Below are 14423 nucleotides of genomic sequence, written 5' to 3'. Positions count from 1 at the left end.
TTTTTGCCACCGCGTGGAAACTCACGGCAACTTGACTATTTGGCGGAAGAGGCGGGATTCGAACCCGCGGTAGGTTTAACCCTACGCACGCTTTCCAGGCGTGTGACTTAAACCGCTCATCCACCCTTCCGCGAAGCCTTCGATTATAGCAGTGCTGCGTACGGATGGAGGCAGGAATTGCACCCGACACGCAACAGGCTCAGTGGAGAGCGCCCTGGAACCGGTGCTTTTCCAGCTGGGCCAGGGAGACGAATTCCAGCGCCTTGCTGTGCGTGGACTCCAGCACAACAGGCGGTGCAAAGCCAGCCTCCAGCGCTTCGCGCCAGCGGTTGGCGCACAGGCACCAGCGGTCATTCGGCTGAAGGCCTGCAAAGCGGTACGCGGGTTGCGGCGTCGAAAGATCGTTGCCGCGGCTGGCGGAAAAAGCCAGAAATTCACGTGTGACGCGAACGCATACGAGGTGGGACCCTGCATCCGATTCATCCGTGTTGCAGCAACCGTCACGAAAGTAGCCGGTCAGCGGGTCATAGGAGCAGGGCACCAAATCCGTGCCCAGTACATTTTTTGCGCTCATGGTCTTGCCTGCGAAAAGCCCGTCGTCACACCTTGTTTGCCTGCACCATCTTCATGGCCGAGCTGATGAGGGCGGTGACTTCTGTCATGTTACTGGGTACCACCAGCGTAGTTTTGGCGTCCCTGGCTACCTTGGAATAGGCGTCAACCGCCTGTTCGGCCACCTTGAGCTGTACGGCCTGTTCGCCGCCTGGCTGGCGGATCGCGGCCGCGACCATTTCGATGGCTTTTGCGTTGGCGTCGGCAACGGCCATGATGGCGGCGGCTTCACCTTGCGCGTTATTGATGGCCGCCAGTTTTTCGCCTTCCGAGCGGGCAATGAAGGCTTCACGCTCGCCGGTTGCGATATTGATCTGCTCCTGGCGGCGGCCTTCAGAGGCAGCGATCAGAGCCCGCTTCTCACGCTCTGCCGTAATTTGTGACTGCATGGCATGCAGGATCTCTTTGGGAGGAGTCAAGTCCTTGATTTCGTAGCGCAGCACTTTCACGCCCCAGTTCAGGGCGGCTTCGTCAATGGCAGCAACGACTTGCGCGTTGATGATGTCGCGCTCTTCAAAGGTTTTGTCGAGCTCCAGTTTGCCGATCACCGAGCGGAGCGAGGTTTGGGCCAGTTGTGTGACGGCCACTATGTAGTTGGACGAACCGTAACTGGCGCGCATCGGGTCGGTTACCTGGAAGTAGAGGATGCCGTCGACCTGGAGCTGGGTGTTGTCGCGGGTAATGCAAACCTGGCTGGGAACGTCCAGCGGGATTTCCTTCAGACTGTGCTTGTAGGCGACACGGTCAATAAAAGGAACCAGGAAGTTGAGGCCCGGCGTCAGGCTTGCGTGATATTTACCCATGCGTTCGATGACCCAGGCATTTTGCTGTGGAACGAATTTGACGGCGCGGATGACGAAGATCACTGCGACGATGAGAATAATGAGTGCTACATAAGATGACATGGTGATTCCCTCAGATTTTTTCTACGACCAATTTGCTGCCAATAACTTCCCGAATACGGTGGGCGCCCGCTGAGGGCGTACCGTCGATCGCCTGAATAACCGCCCATTGCGCGCCGCGGTAGCGTACGAGCGCCGTGCCGTCCGCTTGCCAGTCATCGACCTGTACCGTTTCACCAATATCCATGTTGACGTCTGGATTGGTTCCTGCCGATAACGCCTTGGGCCCCCGACCCCGAATGAAATGGGTAACGCCCACGCTGGCCGAGCCGACAACGGCCGCCGTAACGAGTTGCAGGGCCGTCGAGGCGCCCAAATGAGCGGCAATTGCAGCGGCTGCCAAGCCCACCGCGATCATCAGCAGGTAAAAAGTTCCGGTTACCAGCTCCACCGCGACTGCCGTACCCGCCAGCAGCCACCAAATAGTCGATTCACTCATGCTTCCTCCTTTTGTCGGTCATCCGCTACATTTTGGGGCAATTAGACCCCAAGACAAGCGTAGCGCAACAATATGTCCTTACACTTCGCTGCTTGGAAAAAGCTTCCTCTCACCGCCCGGGCTCAACCTGTCTATGCCCTTTGAGCGTTTCCCATGCCCTCCGACAGGTTCAGGGCGACCATGAACTCCAGCCCAAGCCATGAAATTCCGCTTTCCCATCGTCATCATCGACGAAGACTTCCGCTCCGAGAACACCTCCGGTCTGGGCATCCGTGCGCTGGCGCAAGCCATTGAAACCGAGGGCTTCGAAGTCCTGGGTGTGACCAGTTACGGCGACCTCTCGCAGTTCGCCCAGCAGCAAAGCCGGGCCAGCGCCTTCATTTTGTCGATTGATGACGAAGAGTTTTCACCAGGCCCCGACCTCGACCCGGCCGTACTCAACCTGCGCACCTTTATCGAGGAAGTACGCCGCAAGAACCTGGATGTGCCGATTTACGTCTACGGCGAAACCAAGACCTCGCGCCACATCCCCAACGACATCCTGCGCGAGCTGCACGGATTCATCCACATGTTCGAGGACACGCCCGAGTTCGTAGCGCGCCACATCCTGCGCGAAGCCAAGAGCTACCTGGAAGGCGTGCAGCCGCCGTTTTTCAAGGCACTGCTCGACTATGCCGAAGACGGTTCCTATTCCTGGCACTGCCCGGGCCATTCGGGCGGCGTTGCTTTCCTGAAAAGCCCTGTGGGCCAGATGTTCCACCAGTTTTTTGGCGAGAACATGCTGCGCGCCGACGTCTGCAACGCGGTGGAAGAGCTCGGCCAGTTGCTGGACCATGACGGCGCGATCGGCGCCAGCGAGCGCAACGCCGCGCGCATCTTCAATGCCGACCACTGCTTCTTCGTGACCAACGGAACCTCGACCAGCAACAAGATGGTGTGGCACCACACAGTGGCGCCCGGTGACGTGGTGGTCGTTGACCGCAACTGCCACAAGTCCATCCTGCATTCCATCATCATGACGGGGGCGATTCCGGTGTTCCTGAAGCCGACGCGCAACCATTTCGGCATCATCGGGCCGATTCCACAGAGCGAATTTGAGCCAGACGCGATCCGCGCCAAGATCGACGCCAACCCGCTGCTCAAGGGCGTGGACAGCAGCAAAGTCAAGCCGCGTGTGCTGACGCTGACGCAGTCCACCTACGACGGCGTGCTCTACAACACCGAAACCATCAAGGGCATGCTGGACGGCTACATAGACAACCTGCACTTTGACGAAGCCTGGCTGCCGCACGCAGCCTTCCACCCGTTCTACGGCAGCTATCACGCCATGGGCAAAAGCCGCATCCGGCCGAAGAATGCAGTGGTGTACGCCACGCAGTCCATCCACAAGCTGCTGGCAGGCATCAGCCAGGCCAGCCACGTGCTGGTGCAGGATTCGCAGAACACCAAACTCGACAGGCACCTCTTCAACGAGGCCTACCTGATGCATACGTCAACCTCGCCGCAGTACAGCATCATCGCCAGCTGCGACGTGGCCGCCGCCATGATGGAGCCTCCCGGCGGCACGGCACTGGTTGAGGAAAGCATTGCCGAAGCGCTGGACTTCCGCCGCGCCATGCGCAAGATCGACGAGGAATACGGCACCGACTGGTGGTTCAAGGTCTGGGGGCCGGACAAGTTGGTCGAAGAGGGCATTGGCGAATCGCAGGACTGGATCATCAAGGGCGAGTCCCGAAGCGCCAAGACGGCCAGAAACGGCGCCAACAACTGGCACGGCTTCGGCCAGATGGCTACCGGCTTCAACATGCTGGACCCGATCAAGTCCACCATCGTCACGCCCGGCCTCGACCTGAACGGCAAGTTTGCGAAAACCGGCATTCCGGCCAGCATCGTGACCAAGTTCCTGGCCGAGCACGGCGTGATCGTCGAGAAAACCGGCCTCTACAGCTTCTTCATCATGTTCACCATCGGCATCACCAAGGGCCGCTGGAACACGCTGCTGACGGCGCTGCAGCAGTTCAAGGACGACTACGACAAGAACCAGCCGATGTGGCGCATCCTGCCCGAGTTCTGCCAGAAGTACCCCAAGTACGAGCGCATGGGCCTGGCTGACCTGTGCCAGCATATCCACACGCTATACGCCAAGTACGACATTGCACGGCTGACCACGGAGGTCTACCTGAGCGACCTGGCCCCCGCCATGAAACCCAGCGACGCCTACGCCCACATTGCCCACCGCACGACGGAACGGGTTGAAATCGACCACCTGGAAGGCCGCATTACCGTGGGCCTGGTTACGCCGTACCCGCCGGGCATCCCGCTGTTGATCCCGGGCGAGGTGTTCAACCGGAAAATCGTGGACTACCTGAAGTTCTCGCGCGAGTTCAACGCCCAGTGCCCAGGCTTTGAAACAGACATCCACGGCCTTGTGGAACAGGTGGATGCCAAGGGCAAGACGCGCTACTACGCGGATTGCGTCAAACGCTGAACGGAAGAAAAACGGGTACTTTCGTTTGCTATAGTCCTTCCCATATTTATTGGGTGGTGGCATGTTCAAGACGATTCTCTTCGGGGTGCTCGGCGTCATCGTCGGCGCAGTGTTCCTGCGCGTGCAGGCCAGCGGGGACAGCGAGTTGCGGCTGCTCATGGCCAGTGGCAAGACGGCGGTGGTCGAGCCGATCAAGGAATACAAGAGTTTTTCCCAAAAGGGACACACCACCTACACGGCGGAACTCAAATTCCGCACCGAGGCCGGGCGGCCCATGACGATCAAGCGCTCGTTCCCCGAGGCCGTGCTGAAGGACTTTGAGGCGGGCAGGCCGGTGAACATCTACTACATGCCCGGGGACCCGAGCCAGGTGGGGTTCGCGCAGGAAGCGGGCGGGTCATCCTTCCTCAAGTGGGTGGGCTGGTTCTTTGTCATTGCCAGCCTGGGCTACACCGGCCTCGGCCTGCTGGCGAGCCAGAAAAAATAAAGCCGCCTCCCCGGGGCGTTTGCTATTTTTTTTGTAGCTGGAGGCGCACGACTGACGAGCGCTACAGGCTATTTTCCTGTTGAATGCAGCGGGCGCGAGGCCAACTCACGTTGGTCTCCGGCAGCGCCGGCTTGCGGCCCACCTTTTAAAGCAGCTGGTCTTCCCGTACCCGCATGAAGCTGGCAAACCGGGGCAGGCCGCTGTCGTTGAGCCCGCGAAAACGGTAGGTGACGGTGCTGCCCACGGGCGGCGGATTCTGGCGCTGCTCATCGTTGAGCCCGGTTCCCAGCTTGAAGCGCCGTCCTGGTTTGCCGTCGGCACCGGGCATTTCCACCAGTAGCGCGCCCAGCATGCCGGCGTACTTTCCCTTGCCGGGAACATGCGCCACCACGCGGGCTTCGGTGTCTTCGTGGGTCTTGACCTTGAGCAGGTCGTCGTTGCGTGCACCTTTGTAGAAAGACGTACCGCGGTGCAGCATCAGGCCTTCGCCGCCGCGCTTCACGGTGGTGGCCAGCAGCCCTTGCAAGGCCGCATGGCTTGCCACCTTCGATTGCCCCACGGCCTGCACCCACGGCTGGTCGATGCGGCTCACCACGCCATTGAGGGCCGGGATCCGCTCGCTGAACGGGCCGCCTTGCGCGGGCAGGTCAAACACCATGAAGCGCATGGCTCGCCAGGCAGCGTCGCCCGGGGTTTGCTGGCGTACGGTAGACACCGCCCTGGCAAACTGGCCGCGGCCCGCCCACAGCTCGCCGTCCAGGGGTGTTTTGGGCCAGCCTGCGGTGAACCAGGCCGGCGCGGCGATGCGTTCACCCCCGCGCGTGAGCAGCTGTTCCCCGTCCCAGTAGCCACGCACGCCGTCGAATTTTTCACTGACCCAATAATCCTGAAGGGTGACGCCGGGTTGGTACACCTTGGCGAGCATCAGCGGCGGCGCTTGCGCAGCTGCGGATGCCGAAAGCACCGGAAGCGCTGGTGCCAGCAAGCCGGCGAGTGCCAGCAGCCAGTGAAGCGTTTTGAGGCGAAAAAAGACCGTGTTGGCCCGCTCGCCGGAGCGGGTGATGTGTTGCCGCATGGGCCCTCCCTGTTTTTCTTGACTTATGACTGTATGAATGTACAGTTTATAGTTCAAATTTGCGCGGTGCAAGCGTTCTGGGGGGTGCCTGTGTTGCCCGCGCAACCCCGTCAACCATGAAGGCTGCAATGGCCATGAAAGGAATCAACTTATGACAGAAAAAATGACTTCCAGAGGGAGTTGCCATTGTGGAAAAGTCGCGTTTGAGGTCGACGGCCAGCCGAACAGCGCCCTGGCCTGCAACTGCTCCATCTGCCAGCGCAAGGGGTCGCTGCTGTGGTTTGTGCCGCATGACCAGCTCCGTTTGCTGACACCCGATGAAAATGCCGGCAACTATCAGTTCAACAAGCATGTGATCAGCCACCGTTTCTGCCCCACCTGTGGCATTCACCCCTATGGCGAAGGAACGGACCCTGCCGGCAATCGCATTGCAGCTATCAACGTCCGCTGCCTCGAGGGAATCGATCTGGACACCATCAAGGTGACGCATTTCGATGGGCGTTCTTCCTAGCTCTTCCTGGAACCCCCAGATCCTCTATTCCCGGACCCTGGCGGACGCAATAATCTGCCACTTCGCCCGTACCCGCAGGGCCGGTATTCCCGGCCTGTACTCATTGCTGTTTGACTCTCTTGGGCCAGCCGGCCCCGGCATTCTTTTATCGACGCCATGACTTCCACCGACATTGAACATATCGAGCGCGCCACTGTGGCGGCCGTATCACCCGAGGACCAGCTCGAAATCGGTGGCTGGTTGCTGCCCTTTGACAGCGGAACGGTCAGCCGGGCCAAAAGTGCCGTGCCCCTGCTGCATCAGCCTCCCGCCGACGGCGTGATCGATAGCATCGAAGGGCTGTACCGCGCGCGCGGGATGCGGGCAGTCTTCCGGCTGGCCAATGAGGCCTGTTTTGATGCCTTGCGCCGCGAACTGGGCGCGCGGGGTTACACGGCAGGCAAGCCGGTGCTGGTGCAAGTGGCGCAGGTCAAGTCCATGCGTGGCGTGTCGGCGCAGGCCCTGGCTGAAACAGCCAACACGCCGGATGAGGCCTGGGCCGCGTTGTTCCTGGCCGAGGGTTTTGATCCCGTGGACGGCGCCAGCCGAGTGAGGTCACTGAGCCGCGGACGTGATTCCGTGTTTGCCAGCGTGCGCGAAGGCGGCAAGGCCATTGCCGCCGGTGCGGCGGCTTTCAGCCACGGATGGTCCAGTGTCCACGGCATGCGAACCGACCCGGCACACCGCGGCAAGGGGCTGGCAGGGCGCGTACTGGCCGCAATGGCCGAAGCGGCCATGCAGCGGGGCATTGAGCGTGTATTCCTGCAGGTGGAAGAAGGCAATGCCCCGGCGCGGGCGCTTTACCGGCGGGCGGGCTTTAAAACGGTCTGGAGTTATGACTATTGGACGCAGGCTTGACGCCTGAATCCTGACGCGAGGTGCCGTAAGGAGCTATTATTTTTATAGCAGCTTGCGCTCGTCTGCATTGGCTTGCAGCCTGTTTTGTCACTATTTTGAGGCCTGGGGCAGCCGAATCCGGCAGTTTTGTTGCCTGATATCCGGCTTTAGTCGGCCCTCAAGGGGGCTTTCAGGCCATATTTGAGGCGTGTATTTGGCCCGCAACCCAATAAAGTCGGGCGCAAGCAGCTATCTATTTCATAGCGAACAAATAACGTCATCGGGGCAGACACCCGGCATGCGAGTCGGGCGCAGGAGCTCTGTCTCAGGCTTCACCCTGCTCGGTAATGCCGCCCACGACCTGGCTGAAGCCGCCGTCCACATAGGTGATTTCCGCGCTCACGCCGCTGGCCAGGTCGCTAAGAAGGAATGCCGCCACATTGCCGACGTCTTCGATCGTCACGTTGCGGCGGATGGGGCTGGCTGCCGTGGCTTTCAGCATCTTGCCGAAATCCTTGATGCCGCTTGCGGCCAGGGTCTTGATCGGGCCGGCGCTGATGCCGTTGACACGCATGCCCTGGCCCCTGCTGCCCAGCGATTCCGCGAGGTAGCGCACGCTGGCTTCCAGCGAGGCTTTGGCCAGGCCCATGGTGTTGTAGTTGGGCAGAACACGCAGCGCGCCCAGGTAGGTCAGCGTCAGCAGGGCCGACTTTGGATTGAGGTAGGGCAGGGCCGCCTTGGCCATGGCCGGAAAGCTGTAGGCGCTGATGTCGTGGGCGATCCTGAAACCCTCGCGCGACAGACCTTCCAGGAAGTCGCCGGCGATCGCCTCGCGCGGTGCAAAGCCGATGCTGTGCACAAAGCCGTCAAAGGTCGGCCAGGTTTTGGAGAGGTCGGCAAACATCTTGTCGATCTGGGCGTCGTCGCCCACGTCGCAGTCAAAAATCAGCTTGGAGTCGAAGTCGGCGGCAAACTCGGTGATGCGGTCCTTGAAGCGCTCGCCGACATAGCCGAAAGCCAGCTCGGCGCCCTGGGCATGGCAGGCCTTGGCAATGCCGTAGGCGATGGACCGGTTCGAGAGGACCCCCGTGATCAACAGTTTTTTGCCAGTGAGGAATCCGGTGTTGGTGGCCATGCAGGTGCTCCAGTAGGTAGTTCGCGGGGAGGGGAAGGCAAGGGACAGGGGCGCAGTGTCTGTGCGCCGCAATCTTGCCAGCTTAAGTAGTGCAGAATTGTCGCATGCGAAGTTTGCTGGTTTGGGTCCTGCTGGGTCTTTCATCACCGTCATGGGCCGCGCACGGCTATGCGCTCTGGGGAGACCTCAAGTACCCCGCGGGGTTTGCCCACTTCGACTACGTCAACCCCGCAGCACCCAAAGGCGGGGACCTGCGCCTGGTCAGCAACCTGCGTTACTCAACCTTCGACAAATACAACCCCTTCACGATCAAAGGTTCGGCGCCGGCCTATTTGTCGAGCTTCATGTTCGACACGCTGCTGACGGGGGCGATGGACGAAACCGCCTCAGGCTACGGGCTGCTGGCCGAAGACGTTGAGGTGTCGGTTGACGGGCTCACGGCCACCTTCCGCCTGCGCAAGGAAGCGCGCTTTCACAACGGCGACCCGGTGCTGGCGGCCGACGTCAAATACAGTTTTGACACCCTGATGGGCCCGCATACCTCGCCGTCCTACAAGACAGTGTTCGAAGACGTCGCAGCCTGCGAGGTGGTGGACGAGCGGACAGTGCGCTTTCGTTTCAGGAAACCGAACCGCGAACTGCCGTTGAAAGTGGGCGGCATGGCGGTGTTCAGCCGCAAGTGGGGCATGGACGCCACCGGTAAGGCCAAGCCCTTCAATGAGGTCGTGACCGACATCCCCATTGGGAGCGGGCCTTACCGCATCGGCCCGGTGATCTTCGGCAAAGACATCAGCTATATACGCGACAAGACCTACTGGGGTGAGAAGCTCAATGTGCGGGTCGGTACAGGGAATTTCGACACCGTCACCGTCAAGATTTACAAGGACAACACTGCCAAGCTTGAGGCGCTCAAGGCCGGCGAGTTCGACATCATGCGTTTCTTCTCGGCCGGCGACTGGGCCCGGCGCCTGACGGGCAAACGTTTTGACAACGGTGAACTCGTCAAGGGGGAATTCAAGCACAGCCTGCCCACGGGTTTCCAGAGCTATGTGCTCAATACCCGGCGTGAAAAGCTCAAGGACCCGCGCGTGCGCGAAGCTCTGGGCCTGGCGATCGACTACGAATGGATGAATCGCCAGCTGTTCTACAACGCCTACCAGCGCGTGTCCGGCTTGTTCGGAAACACCGATTGCCAGGCCACCGGACTGCCGAAGCCCGAAGAGCTGACTTTGATGGAACCCTGGCGCAAGGACATCCCCGCAGCGGCATTCGGCACCATGTATGTGCCGGCGCGTACTGACGGCGACTCCTCGCTGCGCGCCAATTTGCGCCGTGCCCAGGTGCTCCTGAAGGAAGCCGGCTGGGAGGTTCGGGACGGCAAGCTGCGCAACGCCAAAGGCGAGGCCATGGTGCTGGAATACCTGGATAGCAACGAGGGCGGTGTGCGCACGATTTCGCCCTGGATACGCGCCCTCGAAAAGCTCGGCATCCAGCTCAACTTCCGGCAGGTCGACTTCGCGCTCTACCAGCAGCGCCTCGATAAATTCGAGTTCGACATCATCTCCATCGCCTACGGTGGCACCAACAACCCGGGTCAGGAGTTCGCCGACATGTTCGGTAGCAAGGCCGCCGCCACTGAGGAGTCGGGTAACTTCAGCGGAGCCGCCAATCCCGCGATTGATGCCATGATCACCAAAATGACCAGCGCCAAAACCAAGGCCGAGTTGTTGCCCGCCTGCCGTGCATTGGAACGCATCGTGGCGCACAGCCACTACCTGCTGCCGGAATGGACGGCCGGCACCCATCGCGTGGTCTACAACGCACGCCGCCTTGCCATGCCGGGCCAGATGCCACCCTATGCGCCAGGCGAGACCTGGATCATCGATACCTGGTGGGCTAAAAAATGAACACCCCCGTCGGACGTTCGCTTCGCGTAACGCCTTCCCCCCTTGCAGGGGGCGGCACCTGCGGCCTGGCTAAGCCAGTTCCGCGCTGCCACTGGATTCGAGGGGAGGGCTGATCGACCATGTTTGCCTACATTCTCAAACGCTGCCTGTTGATGATCCCGACTTTGTTCGGGGTGTTGCTGATCACCTTTGTGGTGACGCAGTTCGTGCCGGGCGGGCCGGTGGAGCAATACATGGCCGAGGCCAAGGCCGGCCCCAGTGGTGGAGGCGGCGCCGAGGGTGGCGGCCTGAGCTACCGGGGTGGGCAGGGCGTCGACCCGAAACGCGTCGAGCAGATCAAGGCGCTCTATGGTTTCGACAAGCCGGCGCCCGAGCGCTTTTACCTGATGCTCAAGCAGTTTTTGAGCTTTGACCTTGGCAGAAGCTTCTTCCACAACAAGGAGGTCTGGCAACTGGTCAAGGAAAAGCTCCCGGTTTCCATCAGCCTGGGATTGTGGACCTTTTTCATCAGCTACCTGGTGGCTGTGCCACTGGGCGTCGCCAAGGCGGTGCGTGCCGGCTCGCGTTTCGATTTCGTCACAACATTGCTGGTGCTGACCGGCTATGCCATTCCCGGCTTTGTGCTGGGTGTCGCGCTGCTGGTGATCTTCGGCGGCCAGTTGCAGTGGTTTCCGTTGCGCGGCCTGACTTCGCCCAATTGGGAGACTTTGAGCTGGGGTGCGCGCATCACCGATTACCTCTGGCATATCACCTTGCCGGTCACGGCCATGGTGCTGGGCAGCTTCGCAGTTACGGCCATGCTGACCAAGAACTCCTTCCTGGAGGAAATCCGCAAGCAATACGTGCTGACGGCCCGCGCCAAGGGCCTGGGTGAGCGCCAGGTGCTGTGGAAGCATGTGTTCCGCAATGCGCTGATTCCCCTCATCACCGGCTTCCCGGCGGCCTTTATCAGCTCGTTCTACACCGGTGCGCTGCTGATCGAAACCCTGTTCTCGCTGGATGGCATGGGACTGCTCAGTTATGAAAGCATCATCCGGCGCGACTACCCGGTGGTGCTGGGCACGCTCTACTTATTTACCTTGATCGGCTTGTTCACCAAGCTGATTTCCGATTTGTCTTATGTCTGGGTGGATCCGCGTGTACGGTTCGATTAGCCCCCCTGAAGCCACCTCCGGCAGCCTTCCCCCCGAGGGGACGCCTCCTGCGGACGGGCAAAGCCCGGTCCGCGGCGACGCTGTACAAGAAAAGTACGTTTCCAATTCCCCGGCGCGGCGCGCCTGGAGGCGGTTTCGGCGCAACAAGCTGGGGTTTTACAGCCTGGTGGTGTTCTGTACGCTGGTGGTGCTCAGTCTTTGTGCCGAGCTCGTCTCCAACGACCGGCCGCTGCTGGTGCGCTATGAGGGAGGCTATTACTTTCCCATGGTCAAGGACTACAGCGAGAAAACCTTTGGGGGGGACTTCGACACCACCACCGATTACCTCGACCCCTACATCCGCGAACGACTGGGGCGTGGCAGCAATTTTGCGCTGTACACGCTCAACCCCTACGGGCCCAACACCCTCAATTATTTTGCGAAAGAGCCCAACCCCTCGAAGCCGACGCGGGCCAACCTGCTGGGCACCGACGACCGGGGGCGCGACTTGCTCGCCCAGCTGATTTACGGCTTTCGGGTCAGCGTATTGTTTGCGCTGGCGCTGACGGTCACCGGCGTGCTGCTCGGCATGCTGACGGGGGCGCTACAGGGCTATTTCGGTGGCAAGACCGATTTGTTGTTCCAGCGTTTCATCGAAATCTGGGGCTCCGTGCCGGAGCTCTATCTGCTTATCATCTTCAGCGCCGTTTTTGCGCCCAGCGTTGCGTTGTTGCTGATCCTGCTCAGCCTGTTCGGATGGATGGGGTTGTCAGACTATGTGCGCGCCGAATTCCTGCGCAACCGGCAGATGGACTATGTACGCGCCGCGCGTGCGCTGGGCGTCGGTAACCTGAGCATCATCTGGCGCCACATCCTGCCCAACAGCCTAACGCCTGTGGTGACTTTCCTGCCGTTTCGCATGAGCGGCGCGATTCTGGCGCTGACTTCGCTGGACTTCCTGGGGCTGGGGGTGCCGCCGGGCACGCCTTCGCTCGGTGAATTGCTGTCGCAAGGCAAGAACAGCATCGATGCGTGGTGGATATCGCTGTCTACCTTCGCGGTGCTGGTGATCACGCTGCTGCTCCTCACCTTCATGGGCGACGCCTTGCGCGATGCCCTGGATCCCAGGAAGGCCGACTGATGACACCACCGCTCCTTGATGTCAAAAACCTGCAGATTTCATTCGCAGGAAAAGCCGTCGTCCACGGCATCGATTTTTCCATCGCACCCGGCGAAAAGCTTGCGCTGGTGGGCGAATCGGGTTCGGGCAAGACGGTGACGGCGCTGAGCCTGCTACGGCTGGCGCAAAACGCCGTGGTCGGTGGCAAGGCTGTTTTTACCGGCATCGATGCGGCAGACCGGGCCGCCAGCGGTGCGCCGCCCAGGGCGCCCGTGGATTTGCTGTCCTTGCCGGAGCAGTCCCTGCGCGGAATCCGGGGCCGCGACATCGCGATGATCTTTCAGGAGCCCATGACAGCACTGAACCCCCTGTTTAGCGTGGGCAACCAGATTGCTGAAGTTCTTCAGCTAAAACAGGGCCTGACACCCGCAGAATGTGCGCAAGCAGCTATCAAATTGCTAGCGGATACGGGAATCACCGAACCCGAACGACGCGCAAACTCTTTCCCGCACCAGCTTTCGGGCGGGCAGCGGCAGCGGGCCATGATTGCCATGGCGCTGGCTTGCCAGCCTCGGCTGCTGCTGGCCGACGAACCCACCACGGCGCTGGACGTCACCCTGCGCGGCCAGATTCTGGATTTGCTGGGTGAGCTGCAGCAGCGCAACGGCATGGCGGTGCTGATGATCACCCACGACCTGAACCTCGTGCGCAAGTTTGCCGACCGCGTGGCGGTGATGGAAAACGGCCACATCGTGGAGCAGGGCACCGTGGCCGAGGTTTTCGCGCGGCCCCAGCACCCTTACACGCGCAAGTTGATCGACAGCAAGCCGCAGCGGGACGGGCTGGCGGCCAGCACCGGCGCGGACCCGGGTGCGGCGCCGACCATGCGCGCGGAGCGCCTGCGCGTGGCGTATCCGGTCTCCATTCCAGGCATACGCGGGTGGTTTAAAAAAACCGAATTTGTAGCGGTCAAAGACGCCAGCTTTCATATCCCCCCGGGCAAAACGCTGGGCGTGATCGGTGAATCGGGATCCGGAAAGTCCACCTTGGCGCTGGCCAGCCTGGGCTTGCTCCCTTTTTCTGGGCAGCTGCAGGCGGCCGGCCAGGCCTGGAGCCGGGATGCGGCACGCAACAAGGCGATCCGCCGCGCCGTTCAGGTTGTGTTCCAGGACCCGTTTTCTTCCCTGTCACCCCGCATGACCGTTGAAGCCATTGTGGAAGAGGGGCTGACGGTGCATGAGCCCAAGCTGGCTCCGGCCGGGCGGCGCCAACGGGCGCTGCAGGCCTTGGCCGATGTCGGTATGACTGAGGCCCAGTTTCCGGGTTTGCTGCAACGCTATCCACACGAATTTTCAGGCGGGCAGCGCCAGCGCCTGGCGATTGCGCGCGCGCTGATCGTCAACCCCAGCCTGCTGGTGCTGGACGAACCCACCAGCGCGCTGGACGTGACCATCCAGAAACAGGTGCTGGGACTGCTGCAAAGATTGCAGCGCGAGCGTGGCCTCAGTTATTTGCTGATCACGCATGACGTCGACGTGATCCGCGCAATGGCCCACGAGGTCATGGTGATGAAGGATGGTGACGTACTGGAGTCAGGCTCGCTGAGCGAAGTGCTGGATGCGCCGCAGCATCCCTATACGCGGGTTCTGGTCACGGCGGCTTGAACATTATGCATCTCCACGGGCTGCGGAGATCACGAAGAAAACTTCATAAATTACTTTAACTAAATCAAAAATCT

General features: G+C 61.0%; 13 protein-coding genes and 1 tRNA gene. 8 read left to right on the top strand and 6 right to left on the bottom strand.

What is annotated here, in order from left to right:
- Nucleotides 1-40 precede the first annotated feature (40 nt).
- The 4 genes from AC1D11_RS00230 to AC1D11_RS00215 all read right to left on the bottom strand — a co-directional run bounded on the left by AC1D11_RS00230 (nucleotide 41) and on the right by AC1D11_RS00215 (nucleotide 1953).
- Nucleotides 41-130, bottom strand: a tRNA-Ser gene (locus AC1D11_RS00230).
- A 69-nt stretch (nucleotides 131-199) separates the two neighbouring features.
- A complete protein-coding gene (locus tag AC1D11_RS00225; RefSeq protein ID WP_477649894.1) occupies nucleotides 200-574 on the bottom strand; it encodes a DUF2237 family protein in 375 nt (124 codons plus the stop codon).
- Nucleotides 575-599: 25 nt separating this feature from the next.
- On the bottom strand, nucleotides 600-1517 hold the full coding sequence (locus AC1D11_RS00220) for an SPFH domain-containing protein (RefSeq protein WP_477649893.1): 918 nt from the start codon (nucleotides 1515-1517) through the stop codon (nucleotides 600-602).
- Between the two features lie 10 nt (nucleotides 1518-1527).
- A complete protein-coding gene (locus AC1D11_RS00215; protein WP_477649892.1) occupies nucleotides 1528-1953 on the bottom strand; it encodes an NfeD family protein in 426 nt (141 codons plus the stop codon).
- A 199-nt stretch (nucleotides 1954-2152) separates the two neighbouring features.
- Here AC1D11_RS00215 and AC1D11_RS00210 point away from each other — a divergent pair, with 199 nt between their 5' ends.
- Both AC1D11_RS00210 and AC1D11_RS00205 read left to right on the top strand, forming a co-directional pair.
- Nucleotides 2153-4441 (top strand): Orn/Lys/Arg family decarboxylase, encoded by a 2289-nt coding sequence (locus AC1D11_RS00210; protein ID WP_477649891.1) that lies wholly within the window; start codon nucleotides 2153-2155, stop codon nucleotides 4439-4441.
- A gap of 61 nt (nucleotides 4442-4502) precedes the next feature.
- Nucleotides 4503-4928 (top strand): DUF3592 domain-containing protein, encoded by a 426-nt coding sequence (locus tag AC1D11_RS00205; protein ID WP_477649890.1) that lies wholly within the window; start codon nucleotides 4503-4505, stop codon nucleotides 4926-4928.
- A 145-nt stretch (nucleotides 4929-5073) separates the two neighbouring features.
- Here AC1D11_RS00205 and AC1D11_RS00200 read toward each other — a convergent pair whose 3' ends face one another.
- On the bottom strand, nucleotides 5074-6003 hold the full coding sequence (locus AC1D11_RS00200) for a DNA ligase (RefSeq protein WP_477649889.1): 930 nt from the start codon (nucleotides 6001-6003) through the stop codon (nucleotides 5074-5076).
- A 163-nt stretch (nucleotides 6004-6166) separates the two neighbouring features.
- Between AC1D11_RS00200 and AC1D11_RS00195 the strand changes: the two genes are divergently transcribed.
- Both AC1D11_RS00195 and AC1D11_RS00190 read left to right on the top strand, forming a co-directional pair.
- Nucleotides 6167-6514, top strand: coding sequence for a GFA family protein (locus AC1D11_RS00195; protein WP_477650928.1), 348 nt, complete (start codon nucleotides 6167-6169; stop codon nucleotides 6512-6514).
- Between the two features lie 156 nt (nucleotides 6515-6670).
- Nucleotides 6671-7411, top strand: a complete 741-nt coding sequence (locus AC1D11_RS00190) for a GNAT family N-acetyltransferase (protein WP_477649407.1) — start codon at nucleotides 6671-6673, stop codon at nucleotides 7409-7411.
- Nucleotides 7412-7715: 304 nt separating this feature from the next.
- Here the strand turns inward: AC1D11_RS00190 and fabI are convergent, their stop codons facing one another.
- Nucleotides 7716-8525, bottom strand: coding sequence for an enoyl-ACP reductase FabI (fabI, locus tag AC1D11_RS00185; RefSeq protein ID WP_477649406.1), 810 nt, complete (start codon nucleotides 8523-8525; stop codon nucleotides 7716-7718).
- A gap of 104 nt (nucleotides 8526-8629) precedes the next feature.
- On the opposite strand from fabI, the gene AC1D11_RS00180 reads away from it, so the two are divergent.
- The 4 genes from AC1D11_RS00180 (at nucleotide 8630) to AC1D11_RS00165 (ending at nucleotide 14349) form a co-directional block, all read left to right on the top strand.
- On the top strand, nucleotides 8630-10432 hold the full coding sequence (locus AC1D11_RS00180) for an extracellular solute-binding protein (RefSeq protein ID WP_477649405.1): 1803 nt from the start codon (nucleotides 8630-8632) through the stop codon (nucleotides 10430-10432).
- Nucleotides 10433-10551: 119 nt separating this feature from the next.
- Nucleotides 10552-11586: a microcin C ABC transporter permease YejB gene (locus AC1D11_RS00175; protein WP_477649404.1), complete on the top strand. Its 1035-nt coding sequence runs from the start codon at nucleotides 10552-10554 to the stop codon at nucleotides 11584-11586.
- Nucleotides 11552-12706 (top strand): ABC transporter permease, encoded by a 1155-nt coding sequence (locus AC1D11_RS00170; protein WP_477649403.1) that lies wholly within the window; start codon nucleotides 11552-11554, stop codon nucleotides 12704-12706. The genes AC1D11_RS00175 and AC1D11_RS00170 overlap by 35 nt, the downstream gene beginning before the upstream one ends.
- Nucleotides 12706-14349: an ABC transporter ATP-binding protein gene (locus AC1D11_RS00165; protein ID WP_477649402.1), complete on the top strand. Its 1644-nt coding sequence runs from the start codon at nucleotides 12706-12708 to the stop codon at nucleotides 14347-14349. Before AC1D11_RS00170 ends, AC1D11_RS00165 begins: the two co-directional genes overlap by 1 nt.
- Nucleotides 14350-14423: the final 74 nt, after the last annotated feature.

The organism is Polaromonas sp. P1_E11 (assembly GCF_056405995.1).
The sequence above is the reverse complement of the archived record's forward strand: the minus strand, read 5'-3'. Positions and strand labels throughout refer to the sequence as shown.

Excerpts from the sequence above, each read along its gene's own strand:
- AC1D11_RS00220 (WP_477649893.1), bottom strand. The coding sequence starts at position 1,517 with ATGTCATCTTATGTAGCACTCATTATTCTCATCGTCGCAGTGATCTTC.
- AC1D11_RS00205 (WP_477649890.1), top strand. The coding sequence starts at position 4,503 with ATGTTCAAGACGATTCTCTTCGGGGTGCTCGGCGTCATCGTCGGCGCA.
- AC1D11_RS00180 (WP_477649405.1), top strand. The coding sequence starts at position 8,630 with ATGCGAAGTTTGCTGGTTTGGGTCCTGCTGGGTCTTTCATCACCGTCA.
- AC1D11_RS00215 (WP_477649892.1), bottom strand. The coding sequence starts at position 1,953 with ATGAGTGAATCGACTATTTGGTGGCTGCTGGCGGGTACGGCAGTCGCG.
- AC1D11_RS00170 (WP_477649403.1), top strand. The coding sequence starts at position 11,552 with ATGTCTGGGTGGATCCGCGTGTACGGTTCGATTAGCCCCCCTGAAGCC.
- AC1D11_RS00195 (WP_477650928.1), top strand. The coding sequence starts at position 6,167 with ATGACTTCCAGAGGGAGTTGCCATTGTGGAAAAGTCGCGTTTGAGGTC.
- AC1D11_RS00175 (WP_477649404.1), top strand. The coding sequence starts at position 10,552 with ATGTTTGCCTACATTCTCAAACGCTGCCTGTTGATGATCCCGACTTTG.
- AC1D11_RS00200 (WP_477649889.1), bottom strand. The coding sequence starts at position 6,003 with ATGCGGCAACACATCACCCGCTCCGGCGAGCGGGCCAACACGGTCTTT.
- AC1D11_RS00225 (WP_477649894.1), bottom strand. The coding sequence starts at position 574 with ATGAGCGCAAAAAATGTACTGGGCACGGATTTGGTGCCCTGCTCCTAT.
- fabI (WP_477649406.1), bottom strand. The coding sequence starts at position 8,525 with ATGGCCACCAACACCGGATTCCTCACTGGCAAAAAACTGTTGATCACG.
- AC1D11_RS00165 (WP_477649402.1), top strand. The coding sequence starts at position 12,706 with ATGACACCACCGCTCCTTGATGTCAAAAACCTGCAGATTTCATTCGCA.
- AC1D11_RS00210 (WP_477649891.1), top strand. The coding sequence starts at position 2,153 with ATGAAATTCCGCTTTCCCATCGTCATCATCGACGAAGACTTCCGCTCC.
- AC1D11_RS00190 (WP_477649407.1), top strand. The coding sequence starts at position 6,671 with ATGACTTCCACCGACATTGAACATATCGAGCGCGCCACTGTGGCGGCC.